19 protein-coding genes are annotated in these 18,395 nt (G+C 30.7%); 7 read left to right on the forward strand and 12 right to left on the reverse strand.

Annotation, left to right across the window (positions count from 1 at the left end; all coding sequences use genetic code 11):
• Positions 1-33: 33 nt before the first annotated feature.
• The 5 genes from Q1A46_RS03600 to Q1A46_RS03620 all read right to left on the reverse strand — a co-directional run bounded on the left by Q1A46_RS03600 (position 34) and on the right by Q1A46_RS03620 (position 7,875).
• On the reverse strand, positions 34-4,167 hold the full coding sequence (locus Q1A46_RS03600; protein WP_299674037.1) for a fibronectin type III domain-containing protein: 4,134 nt from the start codon (positions 4,165-4,167) through the stop codon (positions 34-36).
• A 366-nt stretch (positions 4,168-4,533) separates the two neighbouring features.
• Positions 4,534-4,782, reverse strand: a complete 249-nt coding sequence (locus tag Q1A46_RS03605) for a hypothetical protein (protein ID WP_299674039.1) — start codon at positions 4,780-4,782, stop codon at positions 4,534-4,536.
• Positions 4,782-5,108 (reverse strand): nucleotide pyrophosphohydrolase, encoded by a 327-nt coding sequence (locus Q1A46_RS03610; RefSeq protein WP_299109156.1) that lies wholly within the window; start codon positions 5,106-5,108, stop codon positions 4,782-4,784. The genes Q1A46_RS03605 and Q1A46_RS03610 overlap by 1 nt, the downstream gene beginning before the upstream one ends.
• A gap of 77 nt (positions 5,109-5,185) precedes the next feature.
• Entirely contained in the window at positions 5,186-6,568 is a 1,383-nt protein-coding gene (locus tag Q1A46_RS03615) for a glycosyl hydrolase family 8 (RefSeq protein ID WP_299674041.1), read from the reverse strand.
• A 98-nt stretch (positions 6,569-6,666) separates the two neighbouring features.
• Positions 6,667-7,875 carry an MFS transporter gene (locus tag Q1A46_RS03620; RefSeq protein ID WP_299674043.1) on the reverse strand — a complete coding sequence of 403 codons (1,209 nt, stop codon included), beginning with the start codon at positions 7,873-7,875 and terminating at the stop codon, positions 6,667-6,669.
• Positions 7,876-8,184: 309 nt separating this feature from the next.
• Between Q1A46_RS03620 and Q1A46_RS03625 the strand changes: the two genes are divergently transcribed.
• The 4 genes from Q1A46_RS03625 (at position 8,185) to Q1A46_RS03640 (ending at position 10,968) form a co-directional block, all read left to right on the forward strand.
• Positions 8,185-8,595, forward strand: a complete 411-nt coding sequence (locus Q1A46_RS03625; RefSeq protein WP_299674045.1) for a hypothetical protein — start codon at positions 8,185-8,187, stop codon at positions 8,593-8,595.
• A 27-nt stretch (positions 8,596-8,622) separates the two neighbouring features.
• Positions 8,623-9,228, forward strand: a complete 606-nt coding sequence (locus tag Q1A46_RS03630; protein ID WP_299674047.1) for a DUF1684 domain-containing protein — start codon at positions 8,623-8,625, stop codon at positions 9,226-9,228.
• Positions 9,229-9,231: 3 nt separating this feature from the next.
• Entirely contained in the window at positions 9,232-9,957 is a 726-nt protein-coding gene (locus Q1A46_RS03635; protein ID WP_299674049.1) for a hypothetical protein, read from the forward strand.
• A gap of 213 nt (positions 9,958-10,170) precedes the next feature.
• Positions 10,171-10,968 carry a hypothetical protein gene (locus tag Q1A46_RS03640; protein ID WP_299674051.1) on the forward strand — a complete coding sequence of 266 codons (798 nt, stop codon included), beginning with the start codon at positions 10,171-10,173 and terminating at the stop codon, positions 10,966-10,968.
• 49 nt (positions 10,969-11,017) lie between these two features.
• Here Q1A46_RS03640 and Q1A46_RS03645 read toward each other — a convergent pair whose 3' ends face one another.
• The 5 genes from Q1A46_RS03645 to Q1A46_RS03665 all read right to left on the reverse strand — a co-directional run bounded on the left by Q1A46_RS03645 (position 11,018) and on the right by Q1A46_RS03665 (position 14,777).
• Entirely contained in the window at positions 11,018-11,719 is a 702-nt protein-coding gene (locus Q1A46_RS03645) for a crotonase/enoyl-CoA hydratase family protein (protein WP_299674053.1), read from the reverse strand.
• Positions 11,716-12,090 (reverse strand): fluoride efflux transporter CrcB, encoded by a 375-nt coding sequence (crcB, locus tag Q1A46_RS03650; RefSeq protein ID WP_299674055.1) that lies wholly within the window; start codon positions 12,088-12,090, stop codon positions 11,716-11,718. Before crcB ends, Q1A46_RS03645 begins: the two co-directional genes overlap by 4 nt.
• 65 nt (positions 12,091-12,155) lie before the next feature.
• Positions 12,156-13,172: a GyrI-like domain-containing protein gene (locus Q1A46_RS03655; protein WP_299674057.1), complete on the reverse strand. Its 1,017-nt coding sequence runs from the start codon at positions 13,170-13,172 to the stop codon at positions 12,156-12,158.
• Between the two features lie 50 nt (positions 13,173-13,222).
• On the reverse strand, positions 13,223-14,218 hold the full coding sequence (locus tag Q1A46_RS03660; RefSeq protein WP_299674059.1) for a DoxX family protein: 996 nt from the start codon (positions 14,216-14,218) through the stop codon (positions 13,223-13,225).
• A gap of 13 nt (positions 14,219-14,231) precedes the next feature.
• On the reverse strand, positions 14,232-14,777 hold the full coding sequence (locus Q1A46_RS03665; RefSeq protein ID WP_299674061.1) for a DUF1599 domain-containing protein: 546 nt from the start codon (positions 14,775-14,777) through the stop codon (positions 14,232-14,234).
• A gap of 100 nt (positions 14,778-14,877) precedes the next feature.
• On the opposite strand from Q1A46_RS03665, the gene folP reads away from it, so the two are divergent.
• Positions 14,878-15,699: a dihydropteroate synthase gene (gene folP / locus Q1A46_RS03670; protein ID WP_299674063.1), complete on the forward strand. Its 822-nt coding sequence runs from the start codon at positions 14,878-14,880 to the stop codon at positions 15,697-15,699.
• A 156-nt stretch (positions 15,700-15,855) separates the two neighbouring features.
• Positions 15,856-16,464 carry a biopolymer transporter ExbD gene (locus tag Q1A46_RS03675; RefSeq protein WP_299674065.1) on the forward strand — a complete coding sequence of 203 codons (609 nt, stop codon included), beginning with the start codon at positions 15,856-15,858 and terminating at the stop codon, positions 16,462-16,464.
• Between the two features lie 83 nt (positions 16,465-16,547).
• On the opposite strand, the gene Q1A46_RS03680 is transcribed toward Q1A46_RS03675, so the two are convergent.
• Positions 16,548-16,748, reverse strand: coding sequence for a hypothetical protein (locus Q1A46_RS03680; RefSeq protein ID WP_299674067.1), 201 nt, complete (start codon positions 16,746-16,748; stop codon positions 16,548-16,550).
• Positions 16,749-16,933: 185 nt separating this feature from the next.
• On the opposite strand from Q1A46_RS03680, the gene cdaA reads away from it, so the two are divergent.
• Entirely contained in the window at positions 16,934-17,713 is a 780-nt protein-coding gene (cdaA, locus tag Q1A46_RS03685; RefSeq protein WP_299674069.1) for a diadenylate cyclase CdaA, read from the forward strand.
• A gap of 197 nt (positions 17,714-17,910) precedes the next feature.
• Here cdaA and Q1A46_RS03690 read toward each other — a convergent pair whose 3' ends face one another.
• A complete protein-coding gene (locus tag Q1A46_RS03690) occupies positions 17,911-18,384 on the reverse strand; it encodes a hypothetical protein (protein ID WP_299674071.1) in 474 nt (157 codons plus the stop codon).
• Positions 18,385-18,395 lie beyond the last annotated feature (11 nt).

The raw sequence follows: 18,395 nt of genomic DNA on the forward strand, positions 1-18,395 counted from the left end.
TAAACAGCCTTTTTTTATTTAAGGATTATATAATTACTTAACTATAATTTGTTTTGTAATTTTCGAATAATCATTGCTTAAGTTTAATAAATAAACTCCTGTAGCTAAATTATCCGTAGCTATTTCTGAATTCTCTAATCTTCCAGTTTTTAATGCTTGTCCGAATGTATTAAAGATTGTGTAAGAAGTGTTTGTTAATTCTTTAGAAGAAATTATTTTTAAAACATTTCCTTTTACAACAGGATTTGGTCCTATTTTTACTGAAGCTAATAAATCTTCATCTTCATCTCCTAAAAGATCATTTCTTACGTCAAAATCTTGAGCTGAAACCACGGCAGCAGAAGATGAACAAGATCCTTCGTAAATTCTAACGTTAGTAAACGTAGATGTATTTCCTGAACCTCCATCATTATCATTGATAAAAACTAATCTATTCATTGTTCCTGTGTAAGAAGCTCCAACAGTAATTGCATACGTACGAGTTCCTCCAGCATAATTATCAAAATTAGTAACTCCGTAATTTTGAGTTCCATGAAGTTTGAAATAATTATTAGCCGATAAGTTATTATCGGTTTCAAAACCAATACCATGAATTTCACCTTCAGAAGTACTACTAAATTCAAATTCAATTACTGTATTAGCTGTTACTGTATAATCTAAAGGAATAGATTTCCATGTATTGTTTGTTAATGTAATAGAAGATCCATCAGTACTTACAGAGAAATTTCCTGCATTATCCTGATTTGAAAAACTAGACACTGTAAAGTTGTTAAAGTCTAAAGCCTCACAAGCAGGACTTGTTGGGGTTCCTGAGTTTCCTCCAGCAGTTAAAGCAAGATTATCAATTGCAATATCACTAGACCAGCTTGTTCCTGTAACTCCTACAAAACGTAAACTAACCGTTCCTCCTAAATAAGCTGCTAAATCTACAGACACATCATTCCATTGGTTACCTTGGTTACCAGAATCTGTCCATAAATTCACCCAAGAAGTTCCATCTGTAGACGCTTGTAAAGTTAAAGAACCTACACTTGTTCCAAACATATGGTTGCTGAAAGAAAAACTTGCAGAAGACTCTCCAGAAAGATCAAAACAAGGGCTTTGTAAAATTGCCGTAGCATTATTTCCAATTTGTCCGGCACTATTATTTGTTGATGCTTCTAAGAATAAATAAAAACTTCCATCAGCTCCATTACTTGGTCCAGTTCCACTTGAAGGAGTTCCTCCACTATCTCTTAACCAGTTTCCATCATCACCAGTAACTTGAGTCCATCCATCATTCGTTTCAAAACTTTCACTGTATGGGAAAGAAGCAACTGTTGAAGTACATGATGAACTAGCTCCTCCAGATGTAGTTACATTCACAGCAGCACTTGCATTAGATTCGTTATTAGCTGCATCTTTTGCTCTAACTGTAAATGTATAAGCTGTATTTACGGTTAAACCTGTAATATTTGTAGAAGTTGATGCTGTAGTTCCTATTAAGGTTGATCCTTGATACACATCATACCCAGTTACTCCTACATTATCTGTTGAAGCACTCCAACTTAATGTTAAAGAAGTAGCAGTTACATTAGAAGCTGTAACATTATTTGGTCTACTTGGTGCTTGCGTATCTGCAGCTGTATTCGCTGTAAACTCTCCCGTAAACACTCCTCTACCATAAGTAGAAGCTATAATTCTGTTTTCTGTATTATTTCCGTTAACGTTCCAGTAATCGAAAGCAGTTACACTTACGTCACTCATTCCGTTGTAAGCTTGCGTCCAATTTGGAGCAGTATCATTAAAGTTTGAAGTTGACCAAACCCCTAATTGAGTTGCTAAAATTGCTTCATTTCTATCTAATGGATTTTGTAAGATATCTCTAACAGGAATGTTTGGTAAGTTACCTTCTCTGTTTACCCAGTTTGCTCCACCATCTGTAGTAGCCCAAACACTTACAACTCCATAGTTGTGCATTGTTACAAAAATATCATTCTCGGTAGCACCAAATCTTACAGAAGAAATAGAACCTACGAAAGGTGTATTTATTTGAGTAAAAGTTGCATTACTATTATTCACTCCAGAAAGTCTTAATAATCTACCGTTAGCTAAACCAACAAACCATCTGTTGTTTGTAAAAGGAGAAGCTCTGAAAGCTGTAGGAGATGCATTTAATAAAGTGTTAGTTAATGTACCTCTTGAATTTGCAGCTACATTAATACTTAAGATAGAAAAAGCAGCTGGTGTAGTACTTGTAGCTCTTGTTGAGTTATTCGATAATAAGCGATTCGCATCACTATCATAATCCATTGGATTTACGAAATCACCCGTAGTTTGACTACTCGATAAAGTTGTAGCACCACCTTGAATTCTACTTCTTCCATTCCATGGTAAATTAAAACGATAAATTACATTGTTTGTAAATGTAGAAATCATAAACTGACCATCTTTATCAACAAACGTATAGAATCCATCACCATCACTTAATTCAGTAGAACTATTTACACCAGGATTAGCGTTTCTAAAAGCTTGTGTTCCGTTATCTTGAGCTCCAGCAGTAAAAATTCCATCTCTATCACCTGGACCATCTGGTCCAATTCCAGCTTTTACAAATTGAGTTACATTGTAACCTCTGTTTCTAGCTGCAATTGTTCCTCCACCATTATTTGAATAGTACACACCACCATCATTACCAAATAACATTCTTGTTGAAGAATTACCTGCAAAAACAATTGCATGATGATCTGCATGAACAAAACTAGCATTTCTTAGACCTAAATTTCTCCATTGAGAGATTTGAGTCCAAGCTCCACCACCATTAGTACTTCTAAATAAATCGATACCACCAACATAAACTACATCATCATCATTAGGATCAGCTTCAATAACTAAATCATAAAATGCTTGTCCTCTTGTAAAATCATTTGCAGGTATACCATTATCCGCATCATTAGGTAAGTTTAATGTTCTTACTGTACCAAAAGCATTTGTAGTTTCAAAAATACGTACTGGTGCAGCATTTGTTGTTCCTTGTGCTAAAGCATATAATCGATTTGGATTTGAACTTGAAGGCTCTAATTCTACTCTATTAGACTCCACTAAAGGAGAAGCAGCAGCTTCTGTCCAAGTAGCACCATTTGTAGAACTAAATACTCTTCCTCCTCCTTGACCTAAACCAGGAGTTGTGATTGTTCCCATCCATAATCTGTTATCAGAACCGATTTCTAAATCATTAGGAATGAAATAATAGTTTGCTCCACTAAACTCAAAACTCATTCCAGCATTTTCTACTCTATTCCATGTGTTTCCATTATCAGTAGAACGATATAATCCAGCAGATTGTAACCCTAACCAGTTAGTAGGAGAACTAGCATCTGCATATACGTTAGCTCCAACTCCAACAAACAATTCTGTAGAAGTTCCATTATCCCAAGCTAAAATATCATTCACATAGTTAATTCCTGATAAGAAAACATTACCAGCATTAAAATCGAATGTAGCAGCTCCGGCAGCTGGAATATTAACAGCAGTCCAAGTTGTACCGCCATCTGTACTTCTATACACTCCATTACCAACAACATCTCCAGCTGTATATTGTTCTCCAGTTCCTAAATACCAGTTATTTGAATTTCTTGGATCTACTGTAATTGATGTTACAGATAAATTCCCAGGAACATTTTGTACTCTTTGCCATTGTGAATTTGCATTAGTGATGTCGTTATTTACCCATAAACCGCCACTAACTCCACCAGCATAAACACGTCTATTACTAGAATCATTAGGATCAAACAACATCGCTCTAGTTCTTCCTCCAACGTTATTTGGTCCTCTTTCTACCCAAGGAGAATTACTATCCCCTGGTACTCTACGAGCTATACGTTGAGCTGTTAACTCTTCACGAAGTTTAATTACATTTTCGTCTTCCAATCTTCCCGTTGCTGGGTTAATTGTTAGCTCCCACATTTGCTCGAAATACTTGTTTGGTGGAAGTCCATTTAATTTTCTTGTTTTTTTATCCCATTGTAATCTTTCGTTGAATGGGCTATTTTTTAGGAATTTTGCGTGAGTTTGTCTTTTTTCTTCAATTTCCTTTTCAGCTTTATAAGACGCATACTCCTTATAACTTAAAGTGGCAATTAATGATAATGACAAACCTCCAATTAAAAGTTTTAAATTACTTTTCATTGTAATGAAGGGTTTTTAGCGGGTTAATTTTATTAGAAAATACTTTTAATATTTTCTTAATTTTTAAAAATTTGGTCACCAAAAATACAAAAACAATGAATTATTCTCATTAAAACAGCTAATTTATTAGCAAATTAATACTCTATCAAAATAATAGGCTATTATTAAAGTGTTATCTATTTTTTTAACCTTTAATTTATATTTAATTTAAAATATTAAGTTAAAATCAATAAATAATTAAAAATAAAAACACTTAAAAGACAACTTTTATTATAATAATTGTTTTTTTTACTAAAAAATATCGGTAAAACAAAAGCAGAGCCTTTTGACTCTGCTTATTTAAATTATCTCTATTTTTTTGAAAGTTTATTTCATTTTTTTCATCGTAGTATACATACCATATCCAAAACTTATAATAAGCCTTGGCACTAAAAAATTGATCCATTTTCCATTTTTAAACTCTTTTTCGAATACCGCATCGAAATCTCCTGAAAACACTAATTTTCCATTATAGAAAAGCAATGAAAAAATAATTACAAAAATGAAAAAAGGAATAGCTACTTTAACTACATTTTTCCAAAATAAAGGGTTCTTTAACTTCTCTATAGCTCCCATTATTTTAGTTTTTCATTATTATGATGACGATCGTGATCTCGTTTAGTTTTGATATCTAATTTCTTATCAAATGCTTCTTGTAAATTAACTCCTGTTTGATTCGCCAAACACAATACTACAAAAACCACATCTGCTAACTCTTCACCTAGATCTTTTTGTTTATCACTTTCCTTTTCACTTTGTTCTCCATATCTGCGAGCAATAATTCTAGCTACCTCTCCTACTTCTTCAGTAAGCTGAGCCATATTTGTTAACTCATTAAAATAACGAACACCGTGATTTTTAATCCAATCATCTACTTGTTTTTGTGCGTCTTGTATATTCATATTTATATTGAATTTTCACTTTCAAAAATACTATACTTATCACAAAAAATAAGTCACCATTATAAAATTTATATCAATTATTTTTTGATAAATTTTATTTTAACTCCATTGCTATTGATAAAATAAATTCCTGAAGGAAGTTGAGAAACATTTACCATTTCCATATTAGAATTCTTTACATCTGTTGTCATGATCACTTTACCTAACATATTATATATCTTAACTTTATTCCCTAACTTAAAATTTACTAATCGTAATTCATTTGTAGTTGGGTTTGGATATACAATTACATTCTTTTTTTCTTGCGTAACTTCTTCTGTACTTAGGACACCAGAAACTGGATTAAATAAATTTCCAGATAAAGTAAACATATACAACACTCGTAAAGTAGTTGCAAAATAAGCTGTTGATGTTAAGTTTTTAGTAGTTGTGTAAGCATTATCTACAGTACTTTGTCCAGAATTCATTAAAGAAGCAGCAAAAGAACCTGTGTAAGTAGGGTCTTTAAATGTGTGTATTTGAGTTCCATTTTGATTATATCCTGCAGTAATATTATCAATTCCTCCTACTCTATTTACAAAGTTCTCGCATTTTTTCAAATAATCTGAAGCTTCTGTTTTTCCATACCAAAGAAAATCTGTTGCAATTCTCCAAGGAGTTCTAGCTGCATCATAGTAAAAAGATTTCCCAGAATTAAACGCCCAAGGAACAATATCGGAATATGATCCGTCTGCCTTACACCAATCTGAAACCAAGCAATCTACTGCATTATTTACAGATAAATTTGCATTTAAAATTTCATATGTTTTGGTTGTAACATTATTCCAAAATTGAACATCATTTGTGAATTCTCCATATACTCTGAAATACCCTGGAGCAAAATAAGATGGATTTGTATTATTAGAACCACCCCAAGCATCACCAGGCTTTAAAACATATGAATTCGCTTCAACTTCATGCTGTTTCATTATAGCAATTAAATCTTTTGCATCTTCGTGATAATCGATTCCGCTAGTATTACCAAAACGGTTTCCTGCTACTATAAGTGCTATTGCAACATCTAACTCAGCATCAGTTGCTCCATTTTGACCATTTACAGTATTACAGCCTTCAATTTTCCAATGCATAACTCCATTAGCATTAGTATGACTTTGATAGTATTTCCATAAACCATCAAAAAGTTCTTTATCATTTGCATAAGCAGACAATAACATTCCGTATGCAATTCCTTCAGAAACCGTAAAATTAGGATCATCGAATTTTACTCTTGCTCTTCCATTAGTACAGTTGGTATCTACAAAAGCATTCTTCCATTGAATATACGCATCTCGTAGATCTGAAGTTTGCACATTAGTAGGCATATCTCCAAAAGGATAAGCTATATTTTCAAATTGAATATTAGAATTTTGAGAAAAAACTGATACAATAGACAATAAACAAAGAAGTGTAATTTTTTTCATTATTATTTGGGGATTTGGTTAATTACATACAATAACTACTTTTTTATGTAAAAATTATAATCCCCAAATAATTTTATTTCACAAGAATTGTCAATCTTCTATGCTTTTTCTACTTGCTTTGTTTTATAATGTAATATCAATAAAAACACTCCACTTAGTAAAGACAAACCAAATATGATATACCAAGTATTATCAAAACCAATTTTATCAACTAAATGCATTCCAGAGAAATGACCAAAAACATGAGCTAAAGAAAATGAAATAGCATACCAAGACATGTATTGTCCTTGATTTCCTTTTTTCGCTCTTTCCATTGCGTAAGCATTAGAAAAGGGAAACATTATCATTTCGCCAATCGTCATTAAAAACATTCCAACTAGTAAAATTCCAACCCAGCTAGTCATATTCAACACAATAAAACTTAAGGTTACTAAAATTCCTCCTCCGAACATTAATGCTATTTTGGTTTGTTTAGATTCTTCCAACCAGGTTACCAAAGGCATTTCTAATAAGAAAATAATAAAACCATTCGCTCCTAATAATAAACCTATTTCTAATTCTGACAAATGATGTACATCTCTATAATACAAAGGAATTGTAGAGAAGTATTGCAAAAACACAACTCCAAATAATGCCATAGCTACAAAGAAAATCCAAAATAGTTTATCTGAATAAACAGAAACCGGATTTTCATTCTCTATTTTATCCAATACTCTTGCCTTTTTAGGATGTAAAACATTCACTAATAAAACTGTAGCTAAAACACAAGTAACACCATCTACCCAAAATAATCCTTGATATCCTAATGTTGTAATAATTAGACCACCAAGTGCTGGACCAGCAGAAAACCCTAAATTAATTGCTAAACGTATTAATGTTACCGACCTTGTTTTATTTTCTGGTTTACTATATGAACTTAAAGCTACGAACATTGCTGGGCGAAACGTATCTGCTACTGTCATTAACACAAAAATTGAAACACAAAATCCAAAAAGCGTTGTTACATATTGCAGCAATACAAATAAAACACCGGTTAAAAATAAACTCACCTGCATTACTTTGTAATACCCAATTTTATCGGTTAAATACCCACCTAATCTAGATCCTGCCACAGAACCTAGCCCGAAAAAAACCATAATTAGTCCTACATCAGAAAATGAAAAACCTAAGCCTTCTTTTAAATACAATGATAAAAATGGAATTACCATTGTTCCTGCTCTGTTGATAAGCGTAATTAAAGACAACCACCAAACCTCTTTAGAGAGCCCTTTGAAAGTTGCTAAGTAATTTTTAATTAACTTTTCCATAATTGTTTGTTTTAAGTTGACATGATAAAAAATAAAAAGTCCGGCTAAATAGCCGGACTTTTGCAATTGTATATTCCTATATTGATATAACATTTACACATAAATAGCCCGACATGACGGTGGTCTTACAACCGACGTCCACTGCTTATATGTACAAATGTTTTTCATGTTTACTTTTTAATTACTTTACAAACATAGACAAAAAATAAATAGGTTGTATATGAAACACTTATTTTGTTTTTAATTCTATTTCGAGTAATTTCGTTACTGTCATAATTTATTATGGTACTAACCAAAATCTACTACGTTATGAACAATGAAAAACTCTTTAGCATTCTAAAACATTATGCAGATGAAATAGAAGGAAATGAAGGATATTGGAATTTTCAAATTAATGAGATTGCTTTTATGTGTTTAACAGATAAGCTTCATAACAGAATGCGAATTATAGCTCCAATTTCTGAAGCAAACGACCTAACAGATACACAATTAAAAAAATGTATGGAAGCTAATTTTCATACAACATTAGATATTCGTTATGCTATTTCTGACGACATTCTGTGGGCGGCTTTTATTCATCCGCTAAAAGAGTTAACAGAACATCAAATAATTGATGCACTTTCTCAAGTATATTCTGGCGTAAGAACTTTTGGCTCTACATACAGTAGTGGTTCTTTAAGTTTTTTAACTGAAGAAGAACGTAAATTTCGATTTAATTAATTCAACTTATTTTATTAGCACTTATTTATGAAGAAAGTTATTACATTTCTTTTCTTATGTATACTAATTATATCTTGTGATTCTGGAAAAAGAAAACCTTTAGGAAAATCTGAATTTCAACGTAAAATGAACACTAAATTTAAAGATGCTTCAACTTCTCCTTTAACTAAAAGTGGTTTACGAAAATTTAAAGGTTTAGCTTTTTTCCCTATTAATGAGAAATTTAAAGTTTCAGCGAAATTAACTAAAACTCCAAACGGAAAAGTGTTTAACTTTCCTACAACCACTTCGGAAACTGTAAAATATAAAAAGTACGGTGTTATTCAATTTTCAATAGATGGGAAAGACTTTGAATTAGATATTTACAAAGATCCAAACCCAAGAATTGATTATAAAAACCACTTATTTCTTCCTTTTTTAGATGAAACTAATGGAAAAGGTTCTTATGGTGGTGGTCGTTTTATTGATGTTTTAACTACAGATATTAAAGAAGATGGAACGGTTACTATAGATTTCAATAAAGCTTATAATCCTTATTGTGCGTACAATAAGCTCTATTCTTGTCCGATTACGCCAAGAAATAATTCTTTAGCTATTGCAATTGAAGCCGGAGTGATGGATTATAAAAAATAGTTTATGAAATTCTATCGATATACACTTTTAATTATTTGTCTGTATTTCTTAACATCTTGTAAAAAAGATGAATATATACAACTAAAACTTCCAAAAGAGAATTTAGAAATTTATTCTTTCAGTTTAGAACAGAGAGGTATAAAAAATAATATGATAATTCTGAAAAACTCTAAATCCTATAAAGAGTTAGAAAAATATATCTCACAATTAGATAGTTTGAAAATTACTGACAACATTAACTTTCAACCAGAATATACGATTATAAGTGATAGTTTTAAACTTAGTCTTAATTATGAAAAAATAGGAATTGAATATTTAACTAAGGAAAACAAACATGTAAAACTTATTAAAGACATTCATTACGAAGAAGTTTTTTCTTTAAATTTTCTTGGTAGTGAAGCTAATGAATATAAAAAGTTTGGAGATTTTTATGGAATTGGACAATTTAAAAAAGATACTTATTTTTTTTGTGGAATTGTACCTGATTCTGTAAAATACTGGTATAAAAAAGGAGATTGGAAATTCTTAAACAAAGAAAAGCAATTGGTTGCTGAAGGAACATTTGATGTTTTCACAGATACAATTAGAAGTTATGGAGGTTGTTCTTTTCCTTATAAATACTCTAAAATTGACACGAAAAAGTGGAAGTTTTATAATAGTGAACAAGAGCTAACTACTCCTTCTTTATCATTAATCTATCAACTTGAAAAACTTAAAATAACAGATTAACTAAATCGTTATTTTTCTATAAACAATATTTCATATTATTGTTAAGTATTCTTCTCTTCAACAGACTTCACAAACTATTGATTCACATAAAAATACATTTAAAAAACCTTCAAATACAACTGTTTTTATCTTAATACATATTTAATAATCAGCATGTTTTTTCATCACATTGTGAAAGTAGTTTTGATCCTATTAACCTCAAAATTTAAACTCATGAAAAAACATTTCAAACTTTTAGCTTTTACAATCTTATCAACACTTTTTATGATAAGCTGTAATAATGAAAACAACACTCCAGAAGCAGAAGCAATTGGACTAGAGCAACAAGAAGAACAAATTTTCTCTGGTGAAAAAACAATCAGTAAGCATTTAGTAAACTATAAAGTTGTTGCTACAAATGAATTTGTTTTTACTGTAACTGTATTAATCGATCATCTTACATTGGAAGCTTCTATAAACTATCAAGATCAATCTATAGATTTTGATGGAAAAGATGCTGTATTGACTTTAGATCAAAAAGAAACTTTATTGGATTTAGGAAAAGAGATTTCTAAATATTTATTTAAAGGAGAAACTACAGATCAATTTTCAATGGCTGAATACACTTTATTACGTTTATTAGAATATTGGGCAAAATCTCCAACAGGATACCCACATAAAAAAACACGTGTTACTTCTCAAATAAATGAAGATCAAACATTAAAAAATAGAGACGAAGGAATTACTTGTATTAGAAAAAACACTTTTGTAACTGCAGAATATGATGACGACCGTGGAAATATTCGTGAATCTATTTTAGTAAATGGTGAACGCTGTATTGGTCGTTGTGGATCTGGTTGTGGTTCATTTTTTACTATTGCTAGTGCTTGGACGAAAGATTGTTTAGATCATGATAGATGTGGCCGTGTAAATGGAAGTAGTACTAATCCTTTTGATAGTGAATGTGGTGATGAATACAGAGAAGCTGCTGACGATTATTTATTCGGAATAATTCGAGGATGTAGAGGATAAACCATCTGACACATAAAAACCCCACTTTTTAAAAAGTGGGGTTTATTTTTTAAGCATCAAAAGATAATTCTTGAGCGATATCTTCTTCTATGGCTTTCTCTAATCTTTCTAAAGTTTCTTTACGAACTTTTAGTTTCGTATCTCTGTGTGCTTTTTTATTTAGTTGTCCGAACATTTGCGCCACTTTAGTTGATGTTGGTAATAAATGTTCTTGAGGCACAATTTTATCTAAGAATCCAGCTACTACAGCATCTTCAGGATTATACATTTCTGCATTAGCTACACTTCTTTGGAAATACACTGGAGTTAATTTTCCCCTTGCAATTTCAACACCAGCGTTGTGCATTGTCATTCCGATCATTACTTCATTTAATCCGATTTTAAAATCCCCGGCAACTCCTAATCTATAATCAGCAGATAATAATAAGAAAGCTCCTTTTGCTACTGCATGACCTCCACAAGCTACAATAACAGGATAAGGAAAAGATAATAATCGAAGTGAAAGTTTAGAACCTTTAGTTACCAATTCTTTTGCAGCATCAGGAGATTTAGTCATTATTTTTAAATCAAAACCACCAGATAAAATACCATCTTGCCCAGCAATAATAACTACTCTTTCTTCTTGTTCTGCTTTATCTAAATAAGTATTTAACTCATCGATAACTTCATGAGAAATCGCATTTACTTTTCCATTTGCAATTTTTAAAATCGCATAATTTGCTTCTGTACTATAGTGTACTACATTACTCATATGATATATTTTATTAAATAAATTCCTAAAAACACAGCTAAAAAGCCTAACACGAAACTAGCTATCGTATATAACGCAAAAGACGTAAAGTCTCCTGATTTTAAAAACACATGATTTTCATAAGCGAAAGTTGAAAATGTTGTGAATCCCCCACAAAAACCAGTGGCTAATAATAATGAGTGATTTTGAGTTAATATTTCATTTTTTGCAGCTAAACCTAAAATAAAACCTATAAGTAAACTTCCTAAAATATTAGCTAAAAAAGTACCTAAAGGAATACCTGTTTCTGAATTATTTAAAGCTTTACCTAAAAGAAATCGTAAAACACTTCCAAAACCTCCTCCAATAAATACTAAGAATAACTGTTTCATGAATCACGAAAATAAGAAAACCTCACATTTTTGTGAGGTTCTTCTTCTATTTATTTTAAGATCTTTTATTCTACTAAATAATAAATATCTGTTTGTATGTCATGCTCTTTTACTTTAGAAGGATCATTAACATACAATTCATAAAGTGGAAATTTAGGTGTTAACTTATTATCTTTAATGTAACTTCCTATTTTGTTATGTGCTTCTACATCACCAATTCCGTAAGCTCCACATTTGGTTAATGTCACATATTTCCCTCCAGAGACTGTAATTTTATCCATTCCATCAGCCGCAGGAATATCTTTATTTAATAATAAACCAATATGAAAATCTGCTTCTCCTGTTTTTTCATCCCATTTGTGATATAAACCACCAGGAACGTAATCTCCTTCCTTTAAACCTGACTTAGCAGCATACATTCCTGCTTTCGGTAATGCTTCCATAAAAGCTTTTTCCATAGCATCTTGATCAATCTTCAATTTATAATGATAACCAATGAATGATTTATCTTCATGCTCTATAGTTCTAATTTCTCCTAAACGGAAAGGATCTGGTGTTAATGTAACTACTTCATCTAAATTATTTAATCCATTTTCTAACATAGGACCTAACATACTATCCCAACCTCCACTAATTGCAGAAAATATTTTAAAAATAAATGGTGCTTTATCATCTTTCATAGTCCAAGTTACCTTGGTACCATCCTTTATCTCTTCAAAATTCCAAAGAATTTCTCCAGGTTCATTATCTCCAAACTTAATTTCTTGTGTAATTGATTTGTTCGACTCTAAAGCAATTGTTTTCATACTTCCTGGACCATCTTTACTAGTCCAACTATCACTTGCTCCAACTCCAACAGTTTTTTCTCCATAAGTTACTACTATGGTTGAATCTTCATCATGCCAAGGACCCCATTTTTCCCAAGTTTTAAGGTCGTTAACTGTATTGAAAATTTTACTAACTGGTTGATTAATAACTTTAGATCGATTTACATCATAATCTGATGGTTGAACTGTAACATACAGCAAACCAATTAACACCAAAGTTAGTATAAGTAACAAGATGTATTTTAAGACTTTCATAGTATAAAGTTTTGATTAACAGTTCCTAAATATAGGAATTAAACTGATAATTAAAACTTTATTTCATCTGCGTCTCTCCACTTCTTCTTATTTTTTATCACTCCTTTTTCTACAGTAATAATACCCGGGTTAGCTCTAATTGCAGTTTTAATTGCTTTCTCATCACAACTACCAAAAGTATAAGGTAAGTTATATTCTTTAGTAAAAGCATCTAGTTTTTCAGTGTTATCTTCATAAATAACATCAGCCATCATTATATCTGAAGTTAACACGTAAATTTCATATCCGTTTTGTTTTGCTTTAGCAGCAGTTTCAGAAACAGCTTTTAAACCTTCTTTATTAACTTTTTCAAGAGTTGTCATTAGAATAAGCATTGCTTTATCTTTACTAAGCATCTCTTCTAACATATCTCCTTCTGAAGTACTAATTTCAAAGTCATGAATTTTAGGATCTTCACCGTTAGGTCCAAATGCCATTCCTTCTTGAATATTAGTTCCAATAGCATAAGCTCTAAAGTCTATGATTGGTAAATGTTGTAACACGTAATATGCTATGAATGAAGAAATCACTAAAGCTCCAACTGTAGCATAAGAAGCTATCTTATCTGAAATTAGAGGCTTTATATATTTCACTCCTACAATTAAGATTACGATAAATATCATAAAAATGATATTCTTATAAAACGTTTCTTTAGGTGTTAACTTAATAGCATCACCAAAACAGCCACAATCTGTTACTTTGTTATACGCATAAGAATACCATGTTAAAAACAAGAAGATTAAGTTAATCCCAAATAAACTCCAAACAGTAATTTTAGATTTATAACCTACTAAAAGCATTACACCCAAAACTAATTCTGTTATGATTAATAATATTGAAAAAGCTAAAGCAACAGGTATTAAAAACTCAAGATTTAATACATCTGCACTAAAGTATTCTTCGAACTTGTATTTAGAACCTACAGGGTCTACTAATTTTACAAATCCAGAATAAATAAATAATAATCCAACAAGAACTCTTGAAATGTGTGTAAGTATTTTTAACATGATTATAGGGATTTTATGATGTCGCCTCATTAAAGTGAATCATCGCAAATACAGCATAATTTATCATATCCTGATAATTTGCATCAATTCCTTCAGAAACTAATGTTTTACCTTTATTATCTTCTATTTGTTTTACTCGTAATAATTTTTGTAAAATTAAATCTGTTAAAGAAGAAACTCGCATATCTCGCCACGCTTCACCATAATCATGGTTTTTCTTCTCCATTAATTCCTTCGTTATTTTAACATACTTATCGTACAAGACAGTTGCTTCTTCTGTAGATAAATCTGGCTGTTCTACAACTCCTAAATCTAGTTGAACTAAAGCCATAACAGAATAATTTATTATTCCGATAAACTCAGATCTTTCACCTTCATCTACCTTTCTAACTTCATTTTCTTGCAACTGACGAATACGTTGCGCTTTAATAAAAATTTGATCTGTTAACGATGGCAAACGTAAAATTCTCCATGCGCTTCCATAATCTTTCATCTTATTTATAAATAAGTTTCGGCATTCATTTACAACCGAATCGTACTGCTCTGAGGTATTATGCATTTTATATATTCAGAAAAAACTACGTAAAAATAGCAAATCAATTAGGTTTTCAGTTATTTTTACGTAGAAATTTGTACCAATAACCAGTAAAAAGGTATCAATGACAATTAATTGCAAAGGCACACTTATCGATTTATCTTCTCCTAAAGTAATGGGGATCTTAAATATTACACCAGATTCATTCTATGATGGAGGAAAATATAAAAGTGATGTAAGTATTTTAAACCAAACAAATAAAATGCTTACAGATGGAGCTACTTTTATTGATGTTGGCGCATATTCTTCTAGACCTGGAGCTCAACATATTTCAGAAGAAGAAGAGCTAAAACGTATTGTTCCTATAATTGAATTGTTGCTAAAAAACTTCCCTGAAATTACTATCTCAGTTGATACTTTTAGAAGCAAAGTTGCAGAAGAAACAATTATAGCTGGAGCTAGCCTTATCAACGATATTTCTGGAGGAAATATGGATAACAAAATGTATAATACAGTAGCCAAATTACAAGTTCCTTATATTTTGATGCATATGCAAGGTACGCCACAAAATATGCAAAAAAATCCTACGTATGAAAACATCATAGCTGATTTGATTTCTTTTTTTGCTGAAAAGATTTTCGAACTCCGTCAACTAAAACTCAATGATGTTATTATTGATGTTGGTTTTGGTTTTGGTAAAACAATTGATCATAACTATCAACTTTTAAAAGACCTTGATCTTTTTAAAAAATTAGATGTTCCTATTTTAACAGGAGTATCTAGAAAATCGATGTTATACAAACTTTTAGATATTACTCCGCAGGAGGCTTTAAATGCAACAACTGCTGCTAATACTATAGCCTTATTAAATGGTACAAATATTCTTCGTGTTCACGATGTAAGAGAAGCTGTAGAAGCTGTAAAAATCGTAGAGTACGTTTTATAAAATTCAATACCTAAACATTTAAAAACTAGTTTTTAAACTAATTCCTTTCTTTGCTTTTCTATTCTTCGGCATCGTTTTTGCTAATACCTCTTCATACCAAAAATTGCCTAGTAGCCAAACTTTAAACTATTTATTAATTTTTAAAAACTACTAATTATGAAAAGAGGAGCTAATCCTGAAATCAATGCCGGATCAATGGCAGACATCGCATTTTTATTACTCATTTTTTTCCTTGTCACGACAACTATGGATGTAGATAAAGGTATTTTTAGAAAAATGGCCGAAAAAAATGATAATCCACCTCCTATTGAACTCCATGAGAAAAATCTTTTTGATGTTAACATTAACATGAATAATGAAATATTAATAGGAAACGATCTTGTTAACATTAATGAAATTACCGATTTAGCCATGAAATTTATTGATAATGGCGGTGGTAAAGACATTAATGGTCAAGTTTGCGATTGGTGTAATGGTGAAAAAAGAGCAGATTTATCAGATCATCCTTCTAAAGCTTTAATTACAATTACTGCGGACAGAAGTGCTACTTACGAAACTTATATTAAGGTTTTAAACAACGTAAACCGTGCTTATAATCAACTTCGTAATAAACTAGCTTTAAAACTTTACAACACAAGCTTTACTGCTATGGAAGAAGAATTTAAACGCACAAGGAATGAAGAAATTTTTGGCAAAATTAAATTTATTCGTAGTAAATATCCTCTTTTAATTGGAGATATTGAAACTACTATGGCTCAAAAATAATTTCAATTTATATTTTTATTAAAGAACAAAACCAGTTACAAAAAGTAACTGGTTTTTATTTTTTCAACTATTTCTATTTGATATTAAAATGCACAAATACCAGAAATAAATAATGGAGTTCCATTATTATCTACAGTAATTCCACACCCACTACTACATGGAGGACAATCTCTGTGAGAATCACATTGAAGCAATTGTGGCTGGCATCCAAAAAATCCTCCTTTAATGTTTTTTTGATCGTTTTTAGAAAGTGCTTTTCCTAAACTTGAAATTTGATTTTTCATAATAGTAAGGTTTAAATTAAAAATATTTGATTTTATTATACTCCATGAAAATACAAAATTCTGTCTCAGAGTTTACGCTTCTTCTATTCTAAAGTTTTGTTAATACTCTTCATATGATATATCAAAGTGATGACTGAGCAATACAACCAAATTATTAGTACATTTACGCAAATGCAAATGATTACATGCTAGATTTTTTAGATTTCTCTTTTTTAGATGTATTAGATATCATTTTAGTAGCAGTACTTCTTTACTATACATACAAATTATTAAAAGGAACTGTAGCTATTAATATTGTTATTGGAATCACCGTAATTTTCTTAATCTGGAAAGCTACTCAAGCACTTCATATGGAAATGCTTAGTGGGATTTTAGGTTACTTACTTTCTGGTGGAGTAATTGCTTTAATTATTGTTTTTCAACAAGAAATAAGAAAATTTTTGCTTATGGTTGGAACCAATAACTTTACTAATAAAAGAGGATTTTTAAATCAATTAAAATTTTTACAATCTGAAATAAATACAGATACAGACACGGATACTATTATTAAATCTTGTGTTACTTTATCGAAAACTAAAACTGGAGCTTTATTAGTTATAGAACGAACAAATAAACTTGACTTTTTAGTGAGTACTGGAGATAAAATGAATGCACAGATTAATGATGCAATTATTCAAAGTATTTTTTACAAAAATAGCCCATTACATGATGGAGCAACGATAATTAGAGATAATTACATTATAGCAACTCGTGTTATTTTACCGGTTTCAGATAATACTAGAATTCCTTCAAGATTTGGGCTTCGCCATAGAGCTGCAATTGGAATTACAGAAAAAACAGATGCTGTTTGTGTTATTGTTTCTGAAGAAACAGGAGAAATATCATATGTTAAAGATGGTAGTTTTGTGTTATATAAAACCAAAGAAGAACTATCTAATATTTTAAAACAAGATTTATCTAATTAATTTAGACTAAAAACTTTTTTTCCTAAGAATCAAGTTTTTCCTTTCTATATTTTTTCAGAAATATTGAATTTAACTCTCTGCAAAACAAACAGAATTTCCTAAAGACGTACAATAATAGTTTAAATTCGTTAGCCTTTCATTATTTATAACAGACTCTAGGAAATCTGTAAAACATACAAAACACAAACAATTATGCATTAAGATACTGGTGCTAAACTATAAGGGAAAGATGAATGATGAACGTCTATTTTCAACTCTCCATCTTCTAATTTATATCCGAACGTATATTCTACTTTTGCTTCATTTCCATCTAAATCAGTAAAGAAATAATTCCCCATAGCAATTGCTCTTTTTTCTTCTAAAATTATTCCTGAATTTTCAAATCTAACTTTTGCCCAAGGTTGTAAAGCAAAACCTTTATCTTCATCACACTTACGATCATCTCCTGCTATGAAATAAGAAACTGCTTCAGCTTTAGTTGGTCTAAATTGTTCTATTGCACATTTAGTAGGCTTAAATACTACTGGACCATTTTGATAAGAATAGCGTTCATCTATAAAATTACTTGTGAATGTTTCACATTCAGTTCTGCTATCTTTTAAACTTCCTATTTTAACTACACCATCTCCCCATTTTTTCTGTACTTCTAATACCTGTTCTTTTGTTACCATTAATTATAAGT

It is taken from the genome of uncultured Tenacibaculum sp. (assembly GCF_947502995.1).
Lineage (GTDB): Bacteria > Bacteroidota > Bacteroidia > Flavobacteriales > Flavobacteriaceae > Polaribacter.